The sequence below is a fragment of the Pseudomonas sp. xss_4 genome, from assembly GCF_043104125.1.
In the GTDB taxonomy this organism is placed as follows: domain Bacteria; phylum Pseudomonadota; class Gammaproteobacteria; order Pseudomonadales; family Pseudomonadaceae; genus Aquipseudomonas; species Aquipseudomonas parafulva_B.
This window is the reverse complement of the sequence record NZ_JBICKJ010000017.1, coordinates 76,286-94,548: the sequence shown is the minus strand read 5'-3', so window position 1 is coordinate 94,548 and position 18,263 is coordinate 76,286. Positions and strand designations below refer to the sequence as shown.

Here is an 18,263-nt window from a genome sequence, read left to right as displayed (position 1 = left end):
CTGTGGGCTTGGCCCGCCACTGGGGCGCAGGGCGCCCCCGGGGATCTCAGTTCAACGTCTCGATCCGCAGCGTGTTGGTCGACCCTGGCTTGCCGAAAGGCACACCGGCAGTGATCAGAAGCGTGTCGCCACGGCTGGCCATGCCTTGGGCCTGGGCAATTTCCAGCGCAGTGGAAACCACTTCGTCCACCTGGCGCAGGCGGTCATTCACTACCGAATGCACGCCCCAGGCCACGCTCAGGCGGCGAGCGGTGTTCAGGTTCGGCGTCAGGTTGAGGATCGGTGCCCGTGGGCGCTCGCGCGCAGTACGCAGGGTCGAGGCGCCCGACTCGCTGTAGTTGACCAGCACCGCCACCGGTAGGATGCCGCTGATGCGGCGGATGGCGCAGCTGATGGCGTCCGATACGGTGGCCTCGGCCTTCGGCCGGCCAACGTCGAGCTGGGCCTGGTAGTCCGGGCCGTTCTCCACCTGGCGGATAATCTTGCTCATCATCTGCACGGCTTCGAGCGGGTAGTTACCCGAGGCCGTCTCCGCCGACAACATCACAGCGTCCGCACCTTCGGCCACGGCGTTGGCCACGTCGGTGACTTCGGCACGAGTCGGTGCTGGCGAGAAACGCATCGATTCGAGCATCTGCGTAGCCACTACCACCGGTTTACCCAGCTGCCGGCAGGTGCCGATGATGCGCTTCTGAATCTGCGGCACGCTCTCGGCCGGTACTTCCACGCCCAGGTCGCCACGGGCCACCATGATCGCGTCCGCCAGTTCGGCAATGGCTGGCAGTTGTTCGACCGCCGAAGGTTTCTCGATCTTGGCCATCAGGAAGGCGCGGTCACCAATCAGCTGGCGCGCTTCAAGGATGTCCTCGGGGCGCTGTACAAACGACAGGGCCACCCAGTCCACACCCAGCTCCAGGCCGAAAGCCAGGTCGCGGCGGTCTTTTTCGGTGAGCGGGGAGAGGTTGAGCACCGCTTGCGGCACGTTGACGCCCTTGCGGTCGGACAGCTCGCCACCGTTCAGCACTTCGGTGTCGATCGCATCGCTGTGTTTGGCGGTCACCTGCAGGCGCAGCTTGCCGTCATCCAGCAGCAGGTCCATGCCGGGCTCAAGGGCTGCGATGATTTCAGGGTGTGGCAGGTTGACTCGGCGGCTGTCGCCAGGGGCCTCGTCCAGGTCCAGGCGCAGGGCCTGACCGCGTTGCAACTGCACCTTGCCTTCAGCGAAACGGCCCACACGCAGCTTCGGCCCTTGCAGGTCCATGAGGATGCCTAGCGGGTAGTGCAGCTGCTGCTCCACCTCGCGGATCCACTGATAGCGCAGCGCATGGTCGGCGTGCTCGCCATGGCTGAAGTTGAGGCGAAAAATGTTCACGCCTGCTTCCACCAGTTGCCGCACATCGTCGATGCCACCCGTAGCCGGGCCCAGGGTGGCGAGGATTTTCACTTTCTTGTCAGGCGTCATGAGGGGTCGGTCTCGAGAATCAGGATGGCGCGAAAGTCATTGACGTTGGTGCGCGTGGGTTCGGTGACGATCAGCGCATCGAGTGCGGCGAAGTAGCCGTAGCCGTTGTTGTCGTCCAGCTCGTCGCTGGCCGACAGGCCCAACGCTTGGGCGCGTGCGTAGCTGTTAGGCGTCATGACAGCGCCGGCGTTTTCTTCCGAGCCGTCGATGCCGTCGGTGTCGCCTGCCAGTGCGTAGACGCCCGGCAGGCCCTTGAGGCTTTCGGTGAGGCTGAGCAGAAATTCCGCATTGCGCCCGCCGCGGCCATTACCGCGCACGGTGACGGTGGTCTCGCCGCCGGACAGAATCACGCAAGGGGCCTTGAGCGGCTGGCCATGCTGAACGATCTGTCGGGCAATGCCTGCATGCACCTTGGCCACTTCCCGTGACTCACCTTCCAGGTCGCCCAATATCAACGGGCTGAAACCTGCCTGGCGCGCCTGGACCGCCGCAGCTTCGAGCGACTGTTGAGGCTTGGCGATCAGCTGGAAATGGCTGCGGGCCAGGGCTGGGTCGCCAGCCTTGAGGGTTTCCGAGGCCGGGTCGTTGAGCCAGTCGATGACGGCCTGTGGAGCGTCAATGGCGTAGCGCTTGAGGATCGCCAGTGCCTCGGCCGAGGTGCTTGGGTCGGCCACGGTGGGGCCTGAAGCGATGACCGTGGCCAGGTCGCCCGGCACGTCCGAGATCGCGTAGGTGTAGACCGTGGCCGGCCAGCAGGCCTTGGCCAGGCGCCCACCCTTGATCGCCGAGAGGTGCTTGCGCACGCAGTTCATCTCGCCGATGGTGGCGCCGGATTTGAGCAGGGCCTTGTTGATGTGCTGTTTGTCCGCCAGGGTCAGGTTGGCGGCGGGCAGCGCCAGCAAGGCAGAGCCGCCGCCGGACAGCAGGAATATCACCCGATCCTGCTCGCTGAGGTTGCCGACCAGTTCCAGCACGCGCCTGGCAACCGCCAGGCCGGCCGCATCAGGCACCGGGTGGGCGGCTTCGACCACTTCGATGTGTCGGCAGTTGGCACCGTGGCCGTAGCGGGTCACGACCAGGCCGCAGACCTCGCCTTGCCAGTGCTTCTCAACCACCTCGGCCATGGCGGCGGCCGCCTTGCCTGCGCCGATGACGATCACCCGACCGCTGCGGTCGGCGGGCAGGTAGGGTTCGAGCACGTGGCTGGGATGGGCCGCGGCGATGGCTGTGTCGAACAGCTCACGCAGCAGTTTGTGTGGATCGACCGACATGGCAGGCTCCCTTTATTGTTGTTCTGCACAATCGAGAACGCCCCTGGAACAGCCTCCGTGCAGGCCGAACCAGGGGCGGTGTTGCTCGTGTTCACCCCTGGCTGTGCTCAGCCAAGGGGCGTAACAGGTGTGCCGGGTTACCGGCAGCAGGGCTGCAAGGCAGGCCCTGCGCTCGGATCAGCGGTCGTCGCGGATCGAGAAATTGGCCATGTGCTCCAGGCCCTTGATCAGCGCCGAGTGGTCCCAGTTGCCGCCACCCAGGGCCTGGCAGGTGTTGAACACTTGCTGGGCATTGGAAGTGTTAGGCAGGTTGATGCCCAGTTCCTTGGCGCCTTGCAGGGCCAGGTTAAGGTCCTTCTGGTGCAGGTTGATGCGGAAGCCTGGGTCGAAGGTGCCTTTGATCATGCGCTCGGCGTGCACTTCCAGAATTTTCGACGATGCGAAGCCGCCCATCAGTGCCTCGCGCACCTTGGCCGGGTCTGCGCCGTTCTTCGCGGCAAACAGCAATGCTTCGCTGACGGCCTGGATGTTCAGGGCGACGATGATCTGGTTGGCCACCTTCGCGGTCTGACCGTCACCATTGCCGCCTACCAGGGTGATGTTCTTGCCCATGCTCTGGAACAAGGGCAAGGCGCGCTCGAAAGCTTTCGGGCAGCCGCCGACCATGATGCTCAGGGTCGCGGCCTTGGCGCCCACTTCACCCCCGGACACCGGGGCATCAAGGTAGGTAGCGCCGGTGGCGTTGATCTTCTCGGCAAAGGCTTTGGTGGCGGTTGGGGAAATCGAACTCATGTCGATCACCACCTTGTTCGGGCCAACGCCCTGGGCAACGCCGTTGTCCCCGAACAGCACGCTGTCGACCTGTGGGGTGTCCGGGACCATGACGATGATGAACTCGGCTTCCTGGGCCACCTCCTTGGGGTTGGCCAGGGCCACGGCGCCGTCGGCGATCAGGTCGGCTGGAGCTGCATCGTGGTGGGTGGAGACGAACAGGCTGTGCCCTGCTTTTTGCAGGTTCTGGGCCATGGGCTTACCCATGATGCCGGTGCCGATGAAACCGATTTTAGCCATCAGAAATTACCTCTTTTATCGTTGTTCGCGTTCCCGGTGGGATTCAGATCGCGTTGTGCGTTTTCAGCCAGCCCAAGCCCGCTTCGGTGGTGGTCTTGGGCTTGTATTCCGCGCCCACCCAGCCCTGGTAGCCGATGCGGTCCAGGTGCTCGAACAGGAAGCGGTAGTTGATCTCGCCAGTACCCGGCTCGTGACGGCCCGGGTTGTCGGCCAGCTGGATGTGGTTGATCGACTGCAGATTGGTTTCCATGGTGCGCGCCAGGTCACCTTCCATGATCTGCATGTGGTAGATGTCGTATTGCAGGAACAGGTTGTCGCTGCCCACTTCGGCCTGAATGGCCAATGCCTGCTCGGTGGTGTTGAGGTAGAAGCCCGGAATGTCGCGGGTGTTGATCATTTCCATGACCAGGCGAATACCGGCGGCCTGGAGCTTGTCGGCGGCATAGCGCAGGTTTTCCACGAAGGTCTTGCGCACGGTGGCGCAGTCAGGGCCGTCTGGGCGAATCCCAGCCAGGGCGTTGACCTGGGTGTTGCCCAGCACCTTGGCGTACTCGATGGCCTTGTCGACACCTGCACGGAATTCTTCGACGCGATCGGGGTGGCAGGTGATGCCACGCTCACCCTTGGACCAATCCCCCGCGGGAAGATTGAACAGCACCTGGGTCAGGCCGTGAGCCTTGAGCTGCGCCTGGATTTCGGCAGCGCTGAAATCGTAGGGGAACAGGTATTCGACACCACTGAAACCGGCGTCGGCGGCGGCCTTGAAGCGGGCCAGGAAGTCCTGCTCGGTGAACAGCATGGACAGGTTGGCAGCGAAGCGAGGCATGGTTGTCTCCTTGCGTTGAGAGCCCCGGGCCAGCCGGGGCGTCAGGCTATCAGTCCAGCAGCGAGATGGCGGTCGGCGCATCGTTGCCGACCAGGGCGAGGTCTTCGAACTCGTTGACCGCGTTGATCTCGGTGCCCATGGAAATGTTGGTAACCCGTTCAAGAATGATCTCGACCACGACCGGCACGCGGAACTGCTCGGCCATTTGCCGTGCTTTTAGCAGGGCAGGGGCGATGTCGGCCGGCTCGAATACCCGCAGGGCCTTGCAGCCCAGGCCTTCGACCACGGCGACGTGATCGACGCCATAGCTGGCAGCGTCGGTGGCGTTGATGTTCTCGAAGGCCAGTTGTACACAGTAGTCCATGTCGAAACCACGCTGGGCCTGGCGAATCAGCCCCAGATAGGCGTTGTTCACCAGCACGTGGACGTAGGGCAGGTTGAACTGCGCCCCGACGGCCAGTTCTTCGATCATGAACTGGAAGTCGTAGTCGCCCGACAAGGCCACGACCTGGCGCGTGGGGTCGGCCTTGACAACACCCAGTGCCGCAGGGATGGTCCAGCCCAGTGGGCCGGCCTGGCCGCAGTTGATCCAGTGCCGTGGCTTGTACACGTGCAGGAACTGCGCACCGGCGATCTGCGACAGACCAATGGTGCTGACATAGCAGGTGTCCTTGCCGAACACCTGGTTCATCTCCTGGTACACGCGCTGGGGCTTGACCGGCACGTTGTCGAAATGGGTCTTGCGCTGCAGGCTGGCCTTGCGCTGCTGGCAGTCTTCAAGCCAGGCCTGGCGGCACTTGAGTTTGCCAGCGGCCTGCCATTCCCTGGCGACTTCCAGGAACACCTCCAGGGCCTTGCCGGCATCGGAAACGATCCCCAGGTCTGGGGTGAACACGCGACCGATCTGGGTCGGCTCGATATCCACATGCACGAATTTACGGCCTTCGGTGTACACGTCCACGGAACCGGTGTGGCGGTTGGCCCAGCGGTTGCCGATGCCCAGTACCAGGTCGGACTTGAGCAGGGTGGCGTTGCCATAGCGGTGGGAGGTTTGCAGGCCGACCATCCCGACCATCAGCGGGTGGTCATCCGGGATGGTGCCCCAGCCCATGAGCGTCGGGATCACTGGCACACCGGTCAATTCGGCGAATTCGACCAGTTTGTCGCTGGCGTCGGCGTTGATGATGCCGCCGCCTGCCACCAGCAAGGGCCGTTCGGCCTCGTTGAGCATGGCAAGGGCCTTTTCCGCCTGGACGCGCGTGGCGGAAGGCTTGTGCACGGGCAGCGGTTCATAGGCGTCGATGTCGAACTCGATTTCAGCCATCTGCACGTCGAATGGCAGGTCGATCAGTACCGGGCCGGGCCGGCCGCTGCGCATTTCGAAGAACGCTTTCTGGAACGCATACGGCACCTGGCCAGGCTCCAGCACGGTGGTTGCCCACTTGGTGACGGGCTTGACGATGCTGGTGATGTCCACGGCCTGGAAGTCTTCCTTGTGCAGGCGGGAGCGTGGCGCCTGGCCAGTGATGCACAGGATCGGAATGGAGTCGGCACTGGCGCTGTAAAGGCCGGTGACCATGTCCGTGCCCGCCGGGCCGGAGGTGCCGATGCACACACCGATGTTGCCGGGGTTGGCACGGGTGTAGCCCTCTGCCATGTGCGAGGCGCCTTCGACGTGGCGAGCGAGGACGTGATCGATGCCACCCACTTTCTTCAGGGCTGAATACAACGGGTTGATGGCAGCCCCTGGGATGCCGAACGCAGTCACCACGCCTTCACGGCGCATGACCAGTACGGCTGCATCGATTGCTCTCATTTTGCTCATGATTTGTGCCTCATCGATTTTGTAATTGTATACAACCTGCGTTGCGATGCAGTGTATTCATGCTCAGGTGATCCGGTCAATGGGTTTTGATCGGGCAAGTCGATGCGGCCGTGAAATAGGGTGTTTGCGCTATCGAATACGATTGAATCTAAATATTGTATACAAAAATATTTTTGGTTGTGTTCTATTGGCGTATCGGTTTTCAACTGCCCTCAGGGCTTCTCACAATAAAAAGAGGACCTTCCCATGAATGCTTTGAACCTGAACCTGAACCTGGCGCTGAGCCTGGTAAACGCCGCATTGGCTGCCGGGCGTACCATCCAGGCGGCGCCACTGACGGTGGCGGTGCTCGATGCCGGTGGGCACTTGCTTGCCTTGCAGCGCGAAGACGGGGCGAGCCTGATCCGACCCGAGGTCGCCACTGGCAAAGCCTGGGGTGCGATAGCGCTGGGCAAGGGCTCGCGTCTGCTGGCGCTGGATGCGCAGCAACGGCCGGCCTTCTTCGCCGCGCTCAACGGGTTGGGCGAACGGGCGGTCGTGCCGGCGCCAGGCGGTGTGCTGGTGCGTGATCAGGATGGGCGGGTGCTGGGGGCGGTGGGGATCAGCGGGGACACATCGGATATCGACGAGCAGTGTGCGATCAGTGCCATCGAGGCGCTGGGGCTGCGCGCCGATGCGGGCGCGGTGGCCTGACCCGCATCAACTGCCGTTGCTCGATGCCCCAGCCCCCAGCGGGCCTGGGTCCGTGCAGGGCAAACGGCAAGGCGGTACTGCTCAGGCCGGCTCGGGTTCGCAGCCTTTGAGCACCATGCGGATGATGGTTTCGGCCGCCGCGTCGTAGTCGCTGTCGGCCAGCTTGGCCTTGCCGGTCACTGCCGAGATCTGCCAGTCGAAATCAGCGTACGTCTGGGTTGCCGCCCAGATGCTGAACATCAGGTGATGCGCATCGACGTGGGCGATCTGGCCGCGGTCTATCCAGTGCTGGATGCACTCGATGTTGTGCCGCGCCTGCTCGTTGAGCTGTTCGACCTGGCTGGGCGACAAATGCGGGGCGCCGTGCATGATTTCGCTGGCGAACACCTTCGACGCATGGGGCAGGTCGCGGGAGATGCGGATCTTGGAGCGAATGTATGCGCTCAGCACCTCGCGAGGATCGCCATCGGCGTTGAACGGGGTGGAGGCCTGCATGATCGGCGCGATGATGCTTTCCAGCACCTCGCGGTACAGGTTGTCTTTGGACTTGAAGTAGTAGTAGACGTTGGGCTTGGGCAGGCCAGCCTTGGCGGCAATATCGCTGGTTTTGGTGGCTGCGAAGCCCTTGTCGGCGAATTCCTCGCTGGCCGCGCGTAGGATCAATTCCTTGTTGCGCTCGCGAATGGTGCTCATGGTCAGGGATTTTCCTCGTGTCAGGCCACCTCTAGGCTCTGTGTGAAAAGCCTTGATACTCGGTGATGCTGCGTTGAAAACAGCCTCGGAATGCTCATTTACAACCCGTAAACTCCGCTTCCTCGGCTGTTTTCGCCTTGCCTGACCTTCGTCTCAAGACTTTTCACACAGAGCCTAGGAGGCAGCCGGCATGGTAGCACCGTGCCCAAGGGCGGCTCAAGGCAGCGGCTTTGGGCAGGGCCTTTGCATCCAGTCGCGCGCGTGGGCGCTAGCGCAGCAGGTTGGTCTTCGCCAGGTCCAGCACTTCGTCGCCGCGCCCGCTCATCACTGCCTTGAGCATGTACAGGCTAAAGCCCTTGGCCTGCTCCAGCTTGATCGCCGGCGGCATGACCAGCTCTTGCGTGGCGGTGACCACATCGACCAGTACGGGGCCGTCGTGGTCCAGAGCACGGCGCAGGGCCTGCTCCAGGTCTTCGGAGCGCTCGACGCGAATGCCCAGAATGCCCATGGCATTGGACATGGCGGCGAAGTCTGGGTTGTGCAGGTCGGTGCCGGTATCCAGGTAACCGGCAGCCTTCATTTCCATGGCGACGAAGCCCAGTGACGCGTTATTGAACACTACCACCTTCACGGGCAGCTTAAGCTGGGCGAGCGAGATGAAGTCACCCATCAGCATGCTGAACCCACCGTCGCCACTCATCGAGATCACCTGGCGCCCCGGGAAGGCCGCCTGTGCGCCCATGGCCTGTGGCATGGCGTTGGCCATCGAGCCGTGGTTGAACGAGCCGACCAGGCGACGCTGGCCATTCATCTTCAGGTAACGCGCCGCCCAGACCGTGGGCGAACCGACGTCGGCGGTGAAGATCGCGTCTTCGCTGGCCAGTTCGCTGAGCAGGCGCGTGACGTATTGTGGGTGGATCGGCCGGTCACCCTTGGAGGGTACCGCCAGGTCGTCCAGCCCCTGACGCGCCTTGCTGTAGGCTTTGAGTGCATCATCCAGGAAGCGCCGATCGGTCTTGCGCGTCAGGCGTGGCAGCAAGGCGTTGAGGGTTTCGCCGACATCGGCAGCGATGCCCAGCGATAACGTGGCGCGTCGTCCCAGCGCTTGCGGATCACGGTCGACCTGCACGATCTTGGCGTCGCTTGGGAAAAACTGCCGGTAGGGGAAGTCGGTGCCCAGCATCACCAGCGTGTCGCAGCCGAGCATCGCGTGGTAACCGGAACTGAAGCCGATCAAGCCCGTCATGCCGACATCGAAGGGGTTGTCCCATTCCACATGCTCCTTGCCGCGCAACGCATGGACCACCGGTGCGCCGAGTGCATCGGCCAGGGCCACGACCTGGTCATGCGCACCGGCGCAGCCGCTGCCGCACAGCAGGGTCACCTTGTGGCTGTCCTGCAACAACTCGGTCAGGCGCTGCAGATCGACTTCGGTTGGCAGGATGCGTGGCTGCTGCAGGGAAGGCCAGGCCGCCGGTTTCTGCTCGACCTCCAGCAGCGATACGTCACCGGGAATCACCACCACCGCCACACCGCGATTGAGGATGGCCGAGCGCATGGCCCGGTGCAGCACCTGCGGCATCTGCGCAGGGTTGCTGACCAGTTCGATGAAATGGCTGCATTCCTTGAACAGTTCTTGCGGATGGGTTTCCTGGAAGTAGTTCAGGCCAATCTCCGAGGAGGGGATCTGCGCGGCGATGGCCAGCACGGGCACCCGGTTGCGATGGCAGTCGAACAGGCCATTGATTAAGTGCAGGTTGCCCGGCCCGCAACTGCCAGCACACACCGTCAACTCACCGGTGACCGCCGCCTCGGCACCGGCGGCGAAGGCAGCGACTTCCTCATGGCGCACGTGCATCCATTCGATGCTGTCCATGCTGCGCAGGGCGTCGGTCAGGCCATTGAGGCTGTCGCCGGTCAGGCCCCAGATACGTTTGATACCGGCCTGTTCGAGGGTCGAGGCCAACTGCTGGGCCATGTTGAGCTTTGCCATGAATACTCCTGGTGCGAATGAAAGGGTGTGATCGATGGGATAGAGACAGGCGCTTGGCCATGACTGTTCGTTTGCGTCCATGAACGAATCGTCATGCGCGCTGCCCCGTGCCTGACGCTGCCCTGAACCCCCTCTGCTGCCGACAGGCCACGGCACACACGCCCGGCAGAACTGTTCAGCCACCGGCCGGTCTGTATGCCATCGTGATTGCCCTGGGAGCACGTCTGGCTATTCAGGCGTTTCAGGATGATGAAATCGCACGCGTCTACTAAGGGTGAATGGAATGGCTGGCAGCAGTTTTTTTGCGTTGTTGGATGACATCGCGGCCCTGTTGGATGACATCTCGTTGATGACCAAGGTCGCGGCCAAGAAGTCGGCCAGCGTGCTGAGCGATGACTTGGCCGTTAACGCCGAGCAAGTGACGGGCATGAAGGCCGATCGCGAACTGCCGGTGGTATGGGCGGTATTCAAGGGCTCTCTGAAGAACAAGGCCATCCTGGTGCCCTGCGCCCTGATCCTCAGTGCAGTGCTGCCGGCAGCGGTCAAATGGCTGCTCATGGCCGGCGGCCTGTATCTGTGCTACGAGGGCTTCGAGGCGATCAAGGACAAGTTTTCCCGCAGCGAGCATGGCGCCAAGGCGCAAGGAAAAAAGGCGCTTCCCAAAACCCCCGAGGCACTGGCCGCGTATGAGCAACGCAAGATCAAAGGGGCGATCAAGACCGACTTCATTTTGAGCGCGGAGATCATCGTCATCACCCTCAACGTGGTGGCTGAGGCTGCGCTGTACCAGCAGATCCTGACCTTGGTTCTGATCGCCCTGGTCATGACGATGGGCGTCTATGGGCTGGTCGCTGGCATTGTGCGGCTGGACGACGCAGGCTTCGCCTTGGCCAAATCCAAGGCCCAGGGTATGTGGGGCCGTGCGGTCAGAAAGTTGGGTGAAGTGCTGGTGTCGGCCGCGCCTTTCCTGATGAAGGCGCTGTCCTGGATCGGAACGGTCGCGATGTTCTTGGTCGGCGGGACATTCATTGCCGAAGGCATTGCACCCCTGGAGCATGTCATCGAAGGCTGGGTTGCGCACAGCGGAAGCTGGGAAGCGGTTGCCAAGCACGTCGTGTTCGGGGTTGTCGGGGCTGTCGCCGGAGGCCTGGCGGCACTGGTGGTCGGCGGATTCTCTTGGGTTCGCGCACGCGCGACCGGTTGAGCGACGACGCCTCGGCAAAGGGGCCGGCTCGCGGCCCCGCGATCATGCCGTGATCAGAACAGCACCTTGACCAGGAAGCTCATGGTGTTCTGGTCGGTGGTGAAGGCGCCGGAGTCCTTGATGCCGTACTTGTTCTTCCAATAGTCGTACTCAACACCCACGTACAGCTGCTTCTCGCCCAGGTGCATGGCTTTGCCCAGGTCATACTTGATCTGCGGGTTGAAGTGCAGGTTGGCGTGGTAGGTGCCACGGCGGTTTTCATCGTTGTCCACCACCCAGTCCATGAAGCCATCGATCAACACGTCGGAGGAGCCGACCGGGATGGTGTAGGCCCACACCGGGGTGATCTGCCAGACATTGTCGCCAGGGCGGCTGCCATCGGTGGTGCGCTGGTAGAAGTTCAGCTGGAAGTAGTCAAAGCCTGGGATGTCCAGGTCGAAGCCGGGGCCGATCAGGTAGGCTTCCGTGTCGCCCTCGCCAAACTCATAGGTCATGGCCAGCAGCACGTCCTTGACCGGGCCGAAGGACAGCTTCTGGTCGAAGATCTTGTTGAAAGACAGGCGCGGGCTGATTTCGCCGTAGTAGGTGTTGGGACCGTTGCCGGCGTCCTTCTGGCCTTGGTAGAAGATCTTGTCGACGAACAGGAAGTTATCGCCGTACTTCCAGCCGTCGGCGTGCTCGAAGGTCAGGGTCTGTTGGGTCGACGGGTTGACCTTGAAGTTCTTGCCCCACAGGTAGGTCAGGCTGTTGCTCTGCCACTGCAGCAGGTCGCCGGCGAAGGTGGTGCCACAGGCCAGCAGGCCGCCGGCGAGGATCAGGCTGTTGATGGTACGCATTGCGGATGTCGCTCCCTTGGTTGATCTGTTGTCAGCGCTCGGTGTTGGCGCTTTTTCTGTCTTTTTAGTCAGCTTTTTTCGATGGGCCACAGCTGTCTGGCAAGGGTTGAGCCAACTTTCTCCCGGTTGGCGAAACCGTCCTGCTCGACGTCGTTCTGAACGGATGAAAAGGGTCTTTCAGGCTGGCAACACGTTGGCCAACCGCCCGAATTCATTGACTGAGCGGTCAGTAAACGCAGGCAGAATCCGTCCTGCCCTGATCGAGGGGGCGCGCAGATTACTGGCTTGCGCGCCTGGCCTCAAGTGCTCCGTCGTGGAGCACGGTGGAGCAAACCTGTGCATATGGTCAGGTTGTCAGAAGTGTACCTTGATCAAGGCACTGGCCACGCTCTGATTGCTGTCCAGGGCGCCCCGGCTGTCGATGCCGTATTTGTCTTTCCAGTAGCTGTACTCCAAGCCCACGTACAGCTGCTTGTCACCCAGGCTGAGCGCCTTGCCCAAGTCGTATTTCACCTGCGGGTTGAAGTGCAGGTTGGCGTGATAGGTGCCCCGTCGGTTCTGGTCGTTGTCGGTCACCCAGTCCATATAGCCGTCTATCAGAATGTCGGACTTGCCCAGTGGCACGGTGTAGGACCAGGCAGGCGTGATCTGCCATACGTTGTCGCCAGGGCGGCTGCCTTCGGTATTGCGCACGTAGAAATTGAGCACGAAATAGTTGAAGCCTGGCACGTCGAGGTCAAAGCCTGGGCCGATCAGGTAGGCTTGATTGTCACCTTCGCCACGCTCGTAGGTCATGGCCAGCAGCACGTCCTTGACCGGGCCGAACGCGAGCTTGCGGTCGAGGATCTTGCCCAGCGAGAAGCGAGGGCTGAACTCGCCGTAGTAGGTGGTCACCCCTTTGCCGGGGTCGGCCTTGCCGTTGTAGAAAATCTTGTCGACGAACAGGAAGGTGTCGCCGTATTTCCACTTGTTGGCGTGCTCGAAGGTGAGCGTCTGCTGGATGCCAGGGTTGATCTTGAAATCCTTGCCGTACAGGTAGGTCAGGCTCTCGCCGTGCCATTGCAGCCATTGGCCGGCCTGGCTCGGTACGCTGGCCAGCAGGCTGGTGCCCAGCAACAAGGCTGTGGGGATGTGGTTCATGTGACAGCTCCCGGATGTTGTTCTTGTGGGTTGTCAGGCGCGTGCGCGCCCCGGGCGGCCCACGCGGGGTGGGCCGACGGCACAGCAGTGATTCAGGCGTAAAGCACGGGCGGCCAGGGCGCCGCCCGTTGGCTCAGTGGGGGTGGCAGGGCGCGTTGTGCGCCGCGCGGTCCGCGCCGCCGAGAATGTTGAACAGCACGTTGAGCACCAGTGCACTGACCGTGGCCATGGCGATGCCGCTATGGGTGATGGGCTCCATCCACTGGGGCATCTGAGCGAAGAATTCCGGCCGTACCACCGGGATCAGGCCGAAACCGACGCTGACCGCCACCAGCAACTGGTTGCGCCGATCCCCGATGTCCGCTTCCTGGAGGATCTTGATGCCAGTGGCAGTGACCATGCCGAACATGGCAATGGACGCGCCGCCGAGCACCGCTGGCGGAATCGAGGCGATCAGGTAGGCCGCCTTGGGCAGCAAGCTGAGCACCACCAGCAAGCCGCCGGCCACCACCGTGACGAAACGGCAGCGTACGCCGGTCATCTGCACCAGGCCGATGTTCTGGGCGAACGAGGAATGGGTGAAGGTGTTGAAAAAACCTGCGATGAAGGAAGCGCCAGCGTCGCACAGCAGCCCGCGGCGCAGCATGCCTGGGGTGACTTCGCGGTCGGTGACCTTGCCCAAGGCCAGGAACATGCCGGTGGACTCGACGAAGATGATCACCACCACCAGGCACATCGACAGGATCGGGGCCAGGCTGAAGGTGGGCATGCCAAAGTGCAGCGGGGTGACCACCTGCAACCAGGGCGTGGCCCCCAGGCCCGAGAGGTCGACCATGCCGATCGATCCCGCCAGCAGGTAACCCAGGCCCATCCCCACCAGCACCGACACGTTGACCCAGAAGCCCCGCATGAAGCGGTTGATCAACAGAATCACTGCCAGCACCAGGCCGGCGACCAGCAGGTAGATCGGTGAGCCGAAGGTGGTCGCTTGCTGGCCGCCTCCGGCCCAGTTCACCGCCACGGGAAACAGCGACAGGCCGATGGACGTGATCACCGTGCCGGTCACCAGCGGCGGGAAAAACCTCACCACCTTGGACATGAAGGGCGCGACCAGCATGCCGAAGAAGCCTGCGGCAATGGTGGCCCCGAAGATACCCTGCAGGCCCACGCCGGGCATGCCGGCCATGGCCACCATGCTGCCAACGGCGGCAAAACTGGCCCCCATCATCACGGGCATGCGAATGCCCACCGGGCCGATGCCCAGCGATTGCACCAGGGTGGCGACCCCAGCGACCAGCAGGTCGGCGTTGATCAGAAAGGCGACTTCTTCGCGGGACAGGCCTGCGGCCTGGCCGATGATCAGCGGTACCGCGATGGCGCCACCGTACATCAGAAGCACATGTTGCAGGCCAACCAGAAAAAGCTGGAACAGGGGCAGGGGCTGTCGCGGCGGCGCTACCGGGATAGACGCCTTGGATGACTCGGACATGCAGCACCTCGAGTTTTGTTTTTATTCTCGGATCCAAGCGGCGGGCGAGCCCAAGGTTCAAGCGGCGATCTTCGACTTGAAGATCGCGTTGCTTTAAGCCTGGGCCAGCGCCTGCGCTCGATGCTTGCGTACGACGTTATGCGGTGTAGCCAATTGCGGTCAGTTGACAGGCGCGCCCTTGGCGATCCAGTCGCCTACCAGCTTGCGCTCTTCGGTGGTCATCTGGGTGATGTTGCCCAGCGGCATGATCTGGCTGGCAACCGCTTGCGCTTGGATGCGCGCGGCCTGGGCCTGGATCTGTTGCGGGGTGTCGAACATCACGCCACCTGGGGCGGCACTGAACAGTGGGCTGGTCGGCTTGGAGGAGTGACACACGGTGCAGCGTTCCTGGATGACGTGGTGGATCTTCTCGAAGCTGTCACCGCCGGCCTGCACCGTCGCCTGCGCCGGCGCTGCCGGTTCGGCGGGCTTGGCCGCGTCTTCGGCGCGGCGTTCGGCTGCCGTTTTGCCGCCCACGGCAGTGGCTGGCAACGGCTGGTACTCGATCTTGGCAGCGGCTTGTTCCGGGCTGACCGGCATCGGCTTGGGACCTGTGACATAGGCCAGGCAGATCATGGCCAGGGCGCCGACCGGCAGCGTCCAGGCGTACTTGTTGCTGTCGTGGCGGGTGTTGAAGTAGTGACGGATCAACACCGCCGCCACTGCGATCCCCGCCAGGATCAGCCAGTTGTACTGGCTGCCGTAGGTGCTGGGGAAGTGGTTGCTGATCATGATGAACAGCACCGGCAGCGTGAAGTAGTTGTTGTGGCGTGAACGCAGCAGGCCCTTGGCCGGCAACACCGGGTCCGGGGTCTGGTTGTTCTCGATGGCAGCCACCAGCTGGCGCTGGGCCGGCATGATGATGCGGAACACGTTGCCGACCATGATGGTGCCGATGATCGCGCCCGTGTGCAGGTAGGCCCCACGGCCACTGAACACCAGGCTGAAGCCCCAGCAGGCGGCAATGATCAGTACGAACAGCACCGCACCCAGCAGGGCAGGGCGCTTGCCCAGGGGCGAGTCGCAGAGGAAGTCGTAGACGAACCAGCCCACGACCAGCGACCCGATACCGATCGCCACGCCCTCGGCGCCGCTGAGGGTGCTGCCAGGTGCCAGCAGGTACAAGGTGGGGTTCCAGTAGAACACCACGCATAGCAGGGCAATGCCGGACATCCAGGTGAAGTAGGCTTCCCATTTGAACCAGTGCAGGTTCTCGGGCATTTTCGGCGGGGCGAGCTTGTATTTTTCCAGATGGTAAATACCACCGCCATGGATGGCCCAGAGGTCACCTGACAACCCATCGCGCGGGTTGCTTCGATTCAGGTGGTTCTCCAGCCAGACAAAGTAGAACGATGCACCGATCCAGGCCACGCCGGTGATCATGTGAACCCAGCGAATGCTCAGGTTCAGCCACTCGTGAAGGTGTGCTTCCACAGTATGTACCTCTTGCCGGTCACAGGCGCGGGCAGTGCCCTGGCATGACCGACCTTTTCTTATTGGTGGGGGTTGAGGATCAGCATCTGTTCCTCGCTGAAGTAATGCTCATCGCAGTTGTTGCCAGAACCACTGCGATCAACCACCAGGAAGTCATCCCGCTTTTCGATCGTCAGCACCGGGTGGTGCCAGACGCCGCGATGGTAATTGACGCCCTGCCTGCCGTTGCTGCGGAAGGCGCGGACCAAGCCTGATACAGGTGCATCGCCAAGTGGCGCGACCACGATCAGAAAGGGGTTGCCGAGCAGCGGAATGAAAGCCTGGCTGCCCAGCGGATGGCGTTCGAGCATGCGCACGGTCAGCGGCATTTCCAACGCGTCGGCGCGGAAAATACTGATGATCGCCTTGTCTTCGGGCTCGGCGGTCTCGACCGTGGCGAGCTTGTGAAAGCGCATGGTCGAGCCGTTGTTGATCATGAAGTGGTCGCTGCCGTCGGTTTCGATCACGTCACCGAAAGGGGCGAAGGCTTCTTTGGTCAGGGGCTCGATCATCAGGGTGCGCATGCGGTTATCTCTTCTATTGTGCGTTGTTCTGTTAAGAATCGTCGGTCGCTTACAGCTGTTGCAGGCGGAACAGGGCGATCTGGTTGATCTGCTTGAGCGCCTCGGCGAATTCGGCCTTGGCATCGTTGTGGATGCGCTGTTCGAACGAGGCCAGGATCTGGTGCCGGTCGCTGCCCTTGACGGCCATGATGAACGGGAACTGGAACTTGGCCTTGTACGCCTCATTGAGCGAGGTGAAGCGCGCAAATTCCTCGGCGGTGCATTGGTGAATACCGGCTCCGGCCTGTTCGTTGGTGCTCGAGGCGGTCAGTTCACCCTGCACGGCAGCCTTGCCGGCCAGGTCCGGGTGGGCGTTGATCAAGGCCAGTTGGTCGGCTTGGGGTGCGCTCAGCAGGATGTCGCTCATACGCTGGTGCAGTGTTTGCACGTTGTCCAGTTCGTCCAGTTGACCGAGGTCGTAGGCCTTCTCGGCGACCCACGGCGAGTGCTCGTAGATGTCGGCGAAGGCGTGGACGAACGCGTCACGGTCAAGGGTGGACGGCTTGAGGGTCTTGAAGGTGGTCATCAGACGGTCCCTTTCTGGTACGGGTGGGTGGCTTGCCAGTGGCGGGCGATGTCGACGCGGCGGGCGAACCATACCTGCTCGTGGCTTTTGGCGTAGTCGACGAAGCGCTTGAGCGCTGCCAGGCGTGCCGGCCGACCGACCAGGCGGCAGTGCAGGCCGATGGAGAGCATCTTCGGCGCCTCGGCGCCTTCGGCGTACAGCACGTCGAAGGCGTCCTTGAGGTATTGGTAGAACTGCTCGCCACAGTTGAAGCCCTGGACTTGGGTGAAGCGCATGTCATTGGTATCCAGGGTGTAGGGAATGACCAGGTGCGGCTTGCCGGTGGGGTTGTTCGGCTCCCAGTAGGGCAAGTCGTCGTCATAGGTGTCGCTGTCGTAGAGAAAGCCGCCTTCTTCCATGACCAGTCGGCGGGTGTTGGGGCCGGTGCGGCCGGTGTACCAGCCCAGCGGACGTTCGCCGGTGATTTCGGTGAGGATGCGGATGGCTTCGAGCATGTGCTCGCGCTCCTGGGCCTCGTCCATGTACTGGTAGTCGATCCAGCGGTAGCCGTGGCTGCAGATTTCATGGCCGGCCTGGACCATGGCGCGGATCACGTCGGGGTGGCGCTGGGCGGCCATGGCCACGGCGAAGATGGTCAAGGGAATGCCGCTGTCCTTGAACAGTTTGAGCAGGCGCCACACGCCTGCGCGGCTGCCGTATTCGTAGAGCGACTCCATGCTCTGGTTGCGCACGCCCTGCAATGGCTGGGCAGCGACCATCTCGGAGAGGAAGGCTTCGGACTCCTTGTCGCCGTGCAGGATGTTGCGCTCGCCGCCTTCTTCGTAATTGAGCACGAACGACAGGGCAATGCGGGCGTTGCCTGGCCATTGCGGGTGAGGAGGGTTATTGCCGTAACCGATCATGTCGCGAGGGTAGTCAGCGCTCACTGCAGTCTTCCTTCTTGTACGTGTGGGCAGGGTGGCGGGCCGCGTCGCTGTGTCGCACCACCGGATGCAATGATTGTATACAACTTATGAATTCTTTTGTAAGTCTGAATTTCCGTATTTCTGCCTAGGAGCTGTGTCTGGGTACCTTGCAAGAAACCTGCCCACTTGGTCAACTAAGCCTGACGACAACGCAGTGCTCCGCTTTATTGCTGCTGGTGTCATGGTCCGTCACC

The 18,263-nt window shown here is 62.4% G+C and carries 16 protein-coding genes; 2 read left to right on the top strand and 14 right to left on the bottom strand.

The genetic code is table 11. The features are described from left to right. Positions 1-46: 46 nt before the first annotated feature. From pyk to gcl, 5 genes are all read right to left on the bottom strand, one after another. Positions 47-1,462: a pyruvate kinase gene (pyk, locus tag ACF8GB_RS03125; protein WP_392526524.1), complete on the bottom strand. Its 1,416-nt coding sequence runs from the start codon at positions 1,460-1,462 to the stop codon at positions 47-49. Further along, positions 1,459-2,733, bottom strand: coding sequence for a glycerate kinase (locus ACF8GB_RS03120; RefSeq protein WP_392526523.1), 1,275 nt, complete (start codon positions 2,731-2,733; stop codon positions 1,459-1,461). The genes pyk and ACF8GB_RS03120 overlap by 4 nt, the downstream gene beginning before the upstream one ends. A 177-nt stretch (positions 2,734-2,910) precedes the next feature. Beyond that, positions 2,911-3,804 carry a 2-hydroxy-3-oxopropionate reductase gene (locus ACF8GB_RS03115; protein ID WP_058639843.1) on the bottom strand — a complete coding sequence of 298 codons (894 nt, stop codon included), beginning with the start codon at positions 3,802-3,804 and terminating at the stop codon, positions 2,911-2,913. Between the two features lie 43 nt (positions 3,805-3,847). Beyond that, positions 3,848-4,630, bottom strand: coding sequence for a hydroxypyruvate isomerase (gene hyi / locus ACF8GB_RS03110; RefSeq protein WP_326384025.1), 783 nt, complete (start codon positions 4,628-4,630; stop codon positions 3,848-3,850). A 49-nt stretch (positions 4,631-4,679) separates the two neighbouring features. Further along, positions 4,680-6,455: a glyoxylate carboligase gene (gcl, locus tag ACF8GB_RS03105; protein ID WP_078478867.1), complete on the bottom strand. Its 1,776-nt coding sequence runs from the start codon at positions 6,453-6,455 to the stop codon at positions 4,680-4,682. 246 nt (positions 6,456-6,701) lie between these two features. On the opposite strand from gcl, the gene ACF8GB_RS03100 reads away from it, so the two are divergent. After that, positions 6,702-7,148, top strand: coding sequence for a heme-binding protein (locus ACF8GB_RS03100; RefSeq protein WP_167338470.1), 447 nt, complete (start codon positions 6,702-6,704; stop codon positions 7,146-7,148). An 81-nt stretch (positions 7,149-7,229) separates the two neighbouring features. Here the strand turns inward: ACF8GB_RS03100 and ACF8GB_RS03095 are convergent, their stop codons facing one another. Both ACF8GB_RS03095 and poxB read right to left on the bottom strand, forming a co-directional pair. After that, on the bottom strand, positions 7,230-7,841 hold the full coding sequence (locus tag ACF8GB_RS03095; RefSeq protein ID WP_078478865.1) for a TetR/AcrR family transcriptional regulator: 612 nt from the start codon (positions 7,839-7,841) through the stop codon (positions 7,230-7,232). A 268-nt stretch (positions 7,842-8,109) separates the two neighbouring features. After that, positions 8,110-9,834, bottom strand: coding sequence for a ubiquinone-dependent pyruvate dehydrogenase (gene poxB, locus ACF8GB_RS03090; RefSeq protein ID WP_230384462.1), 1,725 nt, complete (start codon positions 9,832-9,834; stop codon positions 8,110-8,112). Between the two features lie 283 nt (positions 9,835-10,117). On the opposite strand from poxB, the gene ACF8GB_RS03085 reads away from it, so the two are divergent. Then, positions 10,118-11,038, top strand: coding sequence for a DUF808 domain-containing protein (locus tag ACF8GB_RS03085; RefSeq protein WP_197844524.1), 921 nt, complete (start codon positions 10,118-10,120; stop codon positions 11,036-11,038). 53 nt (positions 11,039-11,091) lie between these two features. On the opposite strand, the gene ACF8GB_RS03080 is transcribed toward ACF8GB_RS03085, so the two are convergent. From ACF8GB_RS03080 to puuE, 7 genes are all read right to left on the bottom strand, one after another. Beyond that, positions 11,092-11,874 carry an outer membrane protein OmpK gene (locus ACF8GB_RS03080; RefSeq protein ID WP_023535873.1) on the bottom strand — a complete coding sequence of 261 codons (783 nt, stop codon included), beginning with the start codon at positions 11,872-11,874 and terminating at the stop codon, positions 11,092-11,094. 354 nt (positions 11,875-12,228) lie between these two features. Beyond that, on the bottom strand, positions 12,229-13,014 hold the full coding sequence (locus ACF8GB_RS03075; RefSeq protein WP_058638546.1) for an outer membrane protein OmpK: 786 nt from the start codon (positions 13,012-13,014) through the stop codon (positions 12,229-12,231). 133 nt (positions 13,015-13,147) lie between these two features. Beyond that, positions 13,148-14,503 (bottom strand): nucleobase:cation symporter-2 family protein, encoded by a 1,356-nt coding sequence (locus tag ACF8GB_RS03070; protein ID WP_023535929.1) that lies wholly within the window; start codon positions 14,501-14,503, stop codon positions 13,148-13,150. 159 nt (positions 14,504-14,662) lie between these two features. Continuing rightward, entirely contained in the window at positions 14,663-15,976 is a 1,314-nt protein-coding gene (locus ACF8GB_RS03065; protein WP_392526522.1) for a urate hydroxylase PuuD, read from the bottom strand. Positions 15,977-16,035: 59 nt separating this feature from the next. Next, entirely contained in the window at positions 16,036-16,539 is a 504-nt protein-coding gene (locus tag ACF8GB_RS03060; protein WP_023535901.1) for an ureidoglycolate lyase, read from the bottom strand. Between the two features lie 49 nt (positions 16,540-16,588). Further along, positions 16,589-17,104, bottom strand: coding sequence for a 2-oxo-4-hydroxy-4-carboxy-5-ureidoimidazoline decarboxylase (gene uraD, locus ACF8GB_RS03055; RefSeq protein WP_058638547.1), 516 nt, complete (start codon positions 17,102-17,104; stop codon positions 16,589-16,591). Continuing rightward, entirely contained in the window at positions 17,104-18,030 is a 927-nt protein-coding gene (puuE, locus tag ACF8GB_RS03050; protein ID WP_196186257.1) for an allantoinase PuuE, read from the bottom strand. Before puuE ends, uraD begins: the two co-directional genes overlap by 1 nt. Positions 18,031-18,263: the final 233 nt, after the last annotated feature.

Bases quoted from the DNA above. Each gene is read 5' to 3' on its own strand.
- pyk (WP_392526524.1), bottom strand. From the start codon at position 1,462: ATGACGCCTGACAAGAAAGTGAAAATCCTCGCCACCCTGGGCCCGGCT.
- ACF8GB_RS03120 (WP_392526523.1), bottom strand. From the start codon at position 2,733: ATGTCGGTCGATCCACACAAACTGCTGCGTGAGCTGTTCGACACAGCC.
- ACF8GB_RS03115 (WP_058639843.1), bottom strand. From the start codon at position 3,804: ATGGCTAAAATCGGTTTCATCGGCACCGGCATCATGGGTAAGCCCATG.
- hyi (WP_326384025.1), bottom strand. From the start codon at position 4,630: ATGCCTCGCTTCGCTGCCAACCTGTCCATGCTGTTCACCGAGCAGGAC.
- gcl (WP_078478867.1), bottom strand. From the start codon at position 6,455: ATGAGCAAAATGAGAGCAATCGATGCAGCCGTACTGGTCATGCGCCGT.
- ACF8GB_RS03100 (WP_167338470.1), top strand. From the start codon at position 6,702: ATGAATGCTTTGAACCTGAACCTGAACCTGGCGCTGAGCCTGGTAAAC.
- ACF8GB_RS03095 (WP_078478865.1), bottom strand. From the start codon at position 7,841: ATGAGCACCATTCGCGAGCGCAACAAGGAATTGATCCTACGCGCGGCC.
- poxB (WP_230384462.1), bottom strand. From the start codon at position 9,834: ATGGCAAAGCTCAACATGGCCCAGCAGTTGGCCTCGACCCTCGAACAG.
- ACF8GB_RS03085 (WP_197844524.1), top strand. From the start codon at position 10,118: ATGGCTGGCAGCAGTTTTTTTGCGTTGTTGGATGACATCGCGGCCCTG.
- ACF8GB_RS03080 (WP_023535873.1), bottom strand. From the start codon at position 11,874: ATGCGTACCATCAACAGCCTGATCCTCGCCGGCGGCCTGCTGGCCTGT.
- ACF8GB_RS03075 (WP_058638546.1), bottom strand. From the start codon at position 13,014: ATGAACCACATCCCCACAGCCTTGTTGCTGGGCACCAGCCTGCTGGCC.
- ACF8GB_RS03070 (WP_023535929.1), bottom strand. From the start codon at position 14,503: ATGTCCGAGTCATCCAAGGCGTCTATCCCGGTAGCGCCGCCGCGACAG.
- ACF8GB_RS03060 (WP_023535901.1), bottom strand. From the start codon at position 16,539: ATGCGCACCCTGATGATCGAGCCCCTGACCAAAGAAGCCTTCGCCCCT.
- uraD (WP_058638547.1), bottom strand. From the start codon at position 17,104: ATGACCACCTTCAAGACCCTCAAGCCGTCCACCCTTGACCGTGACGCG.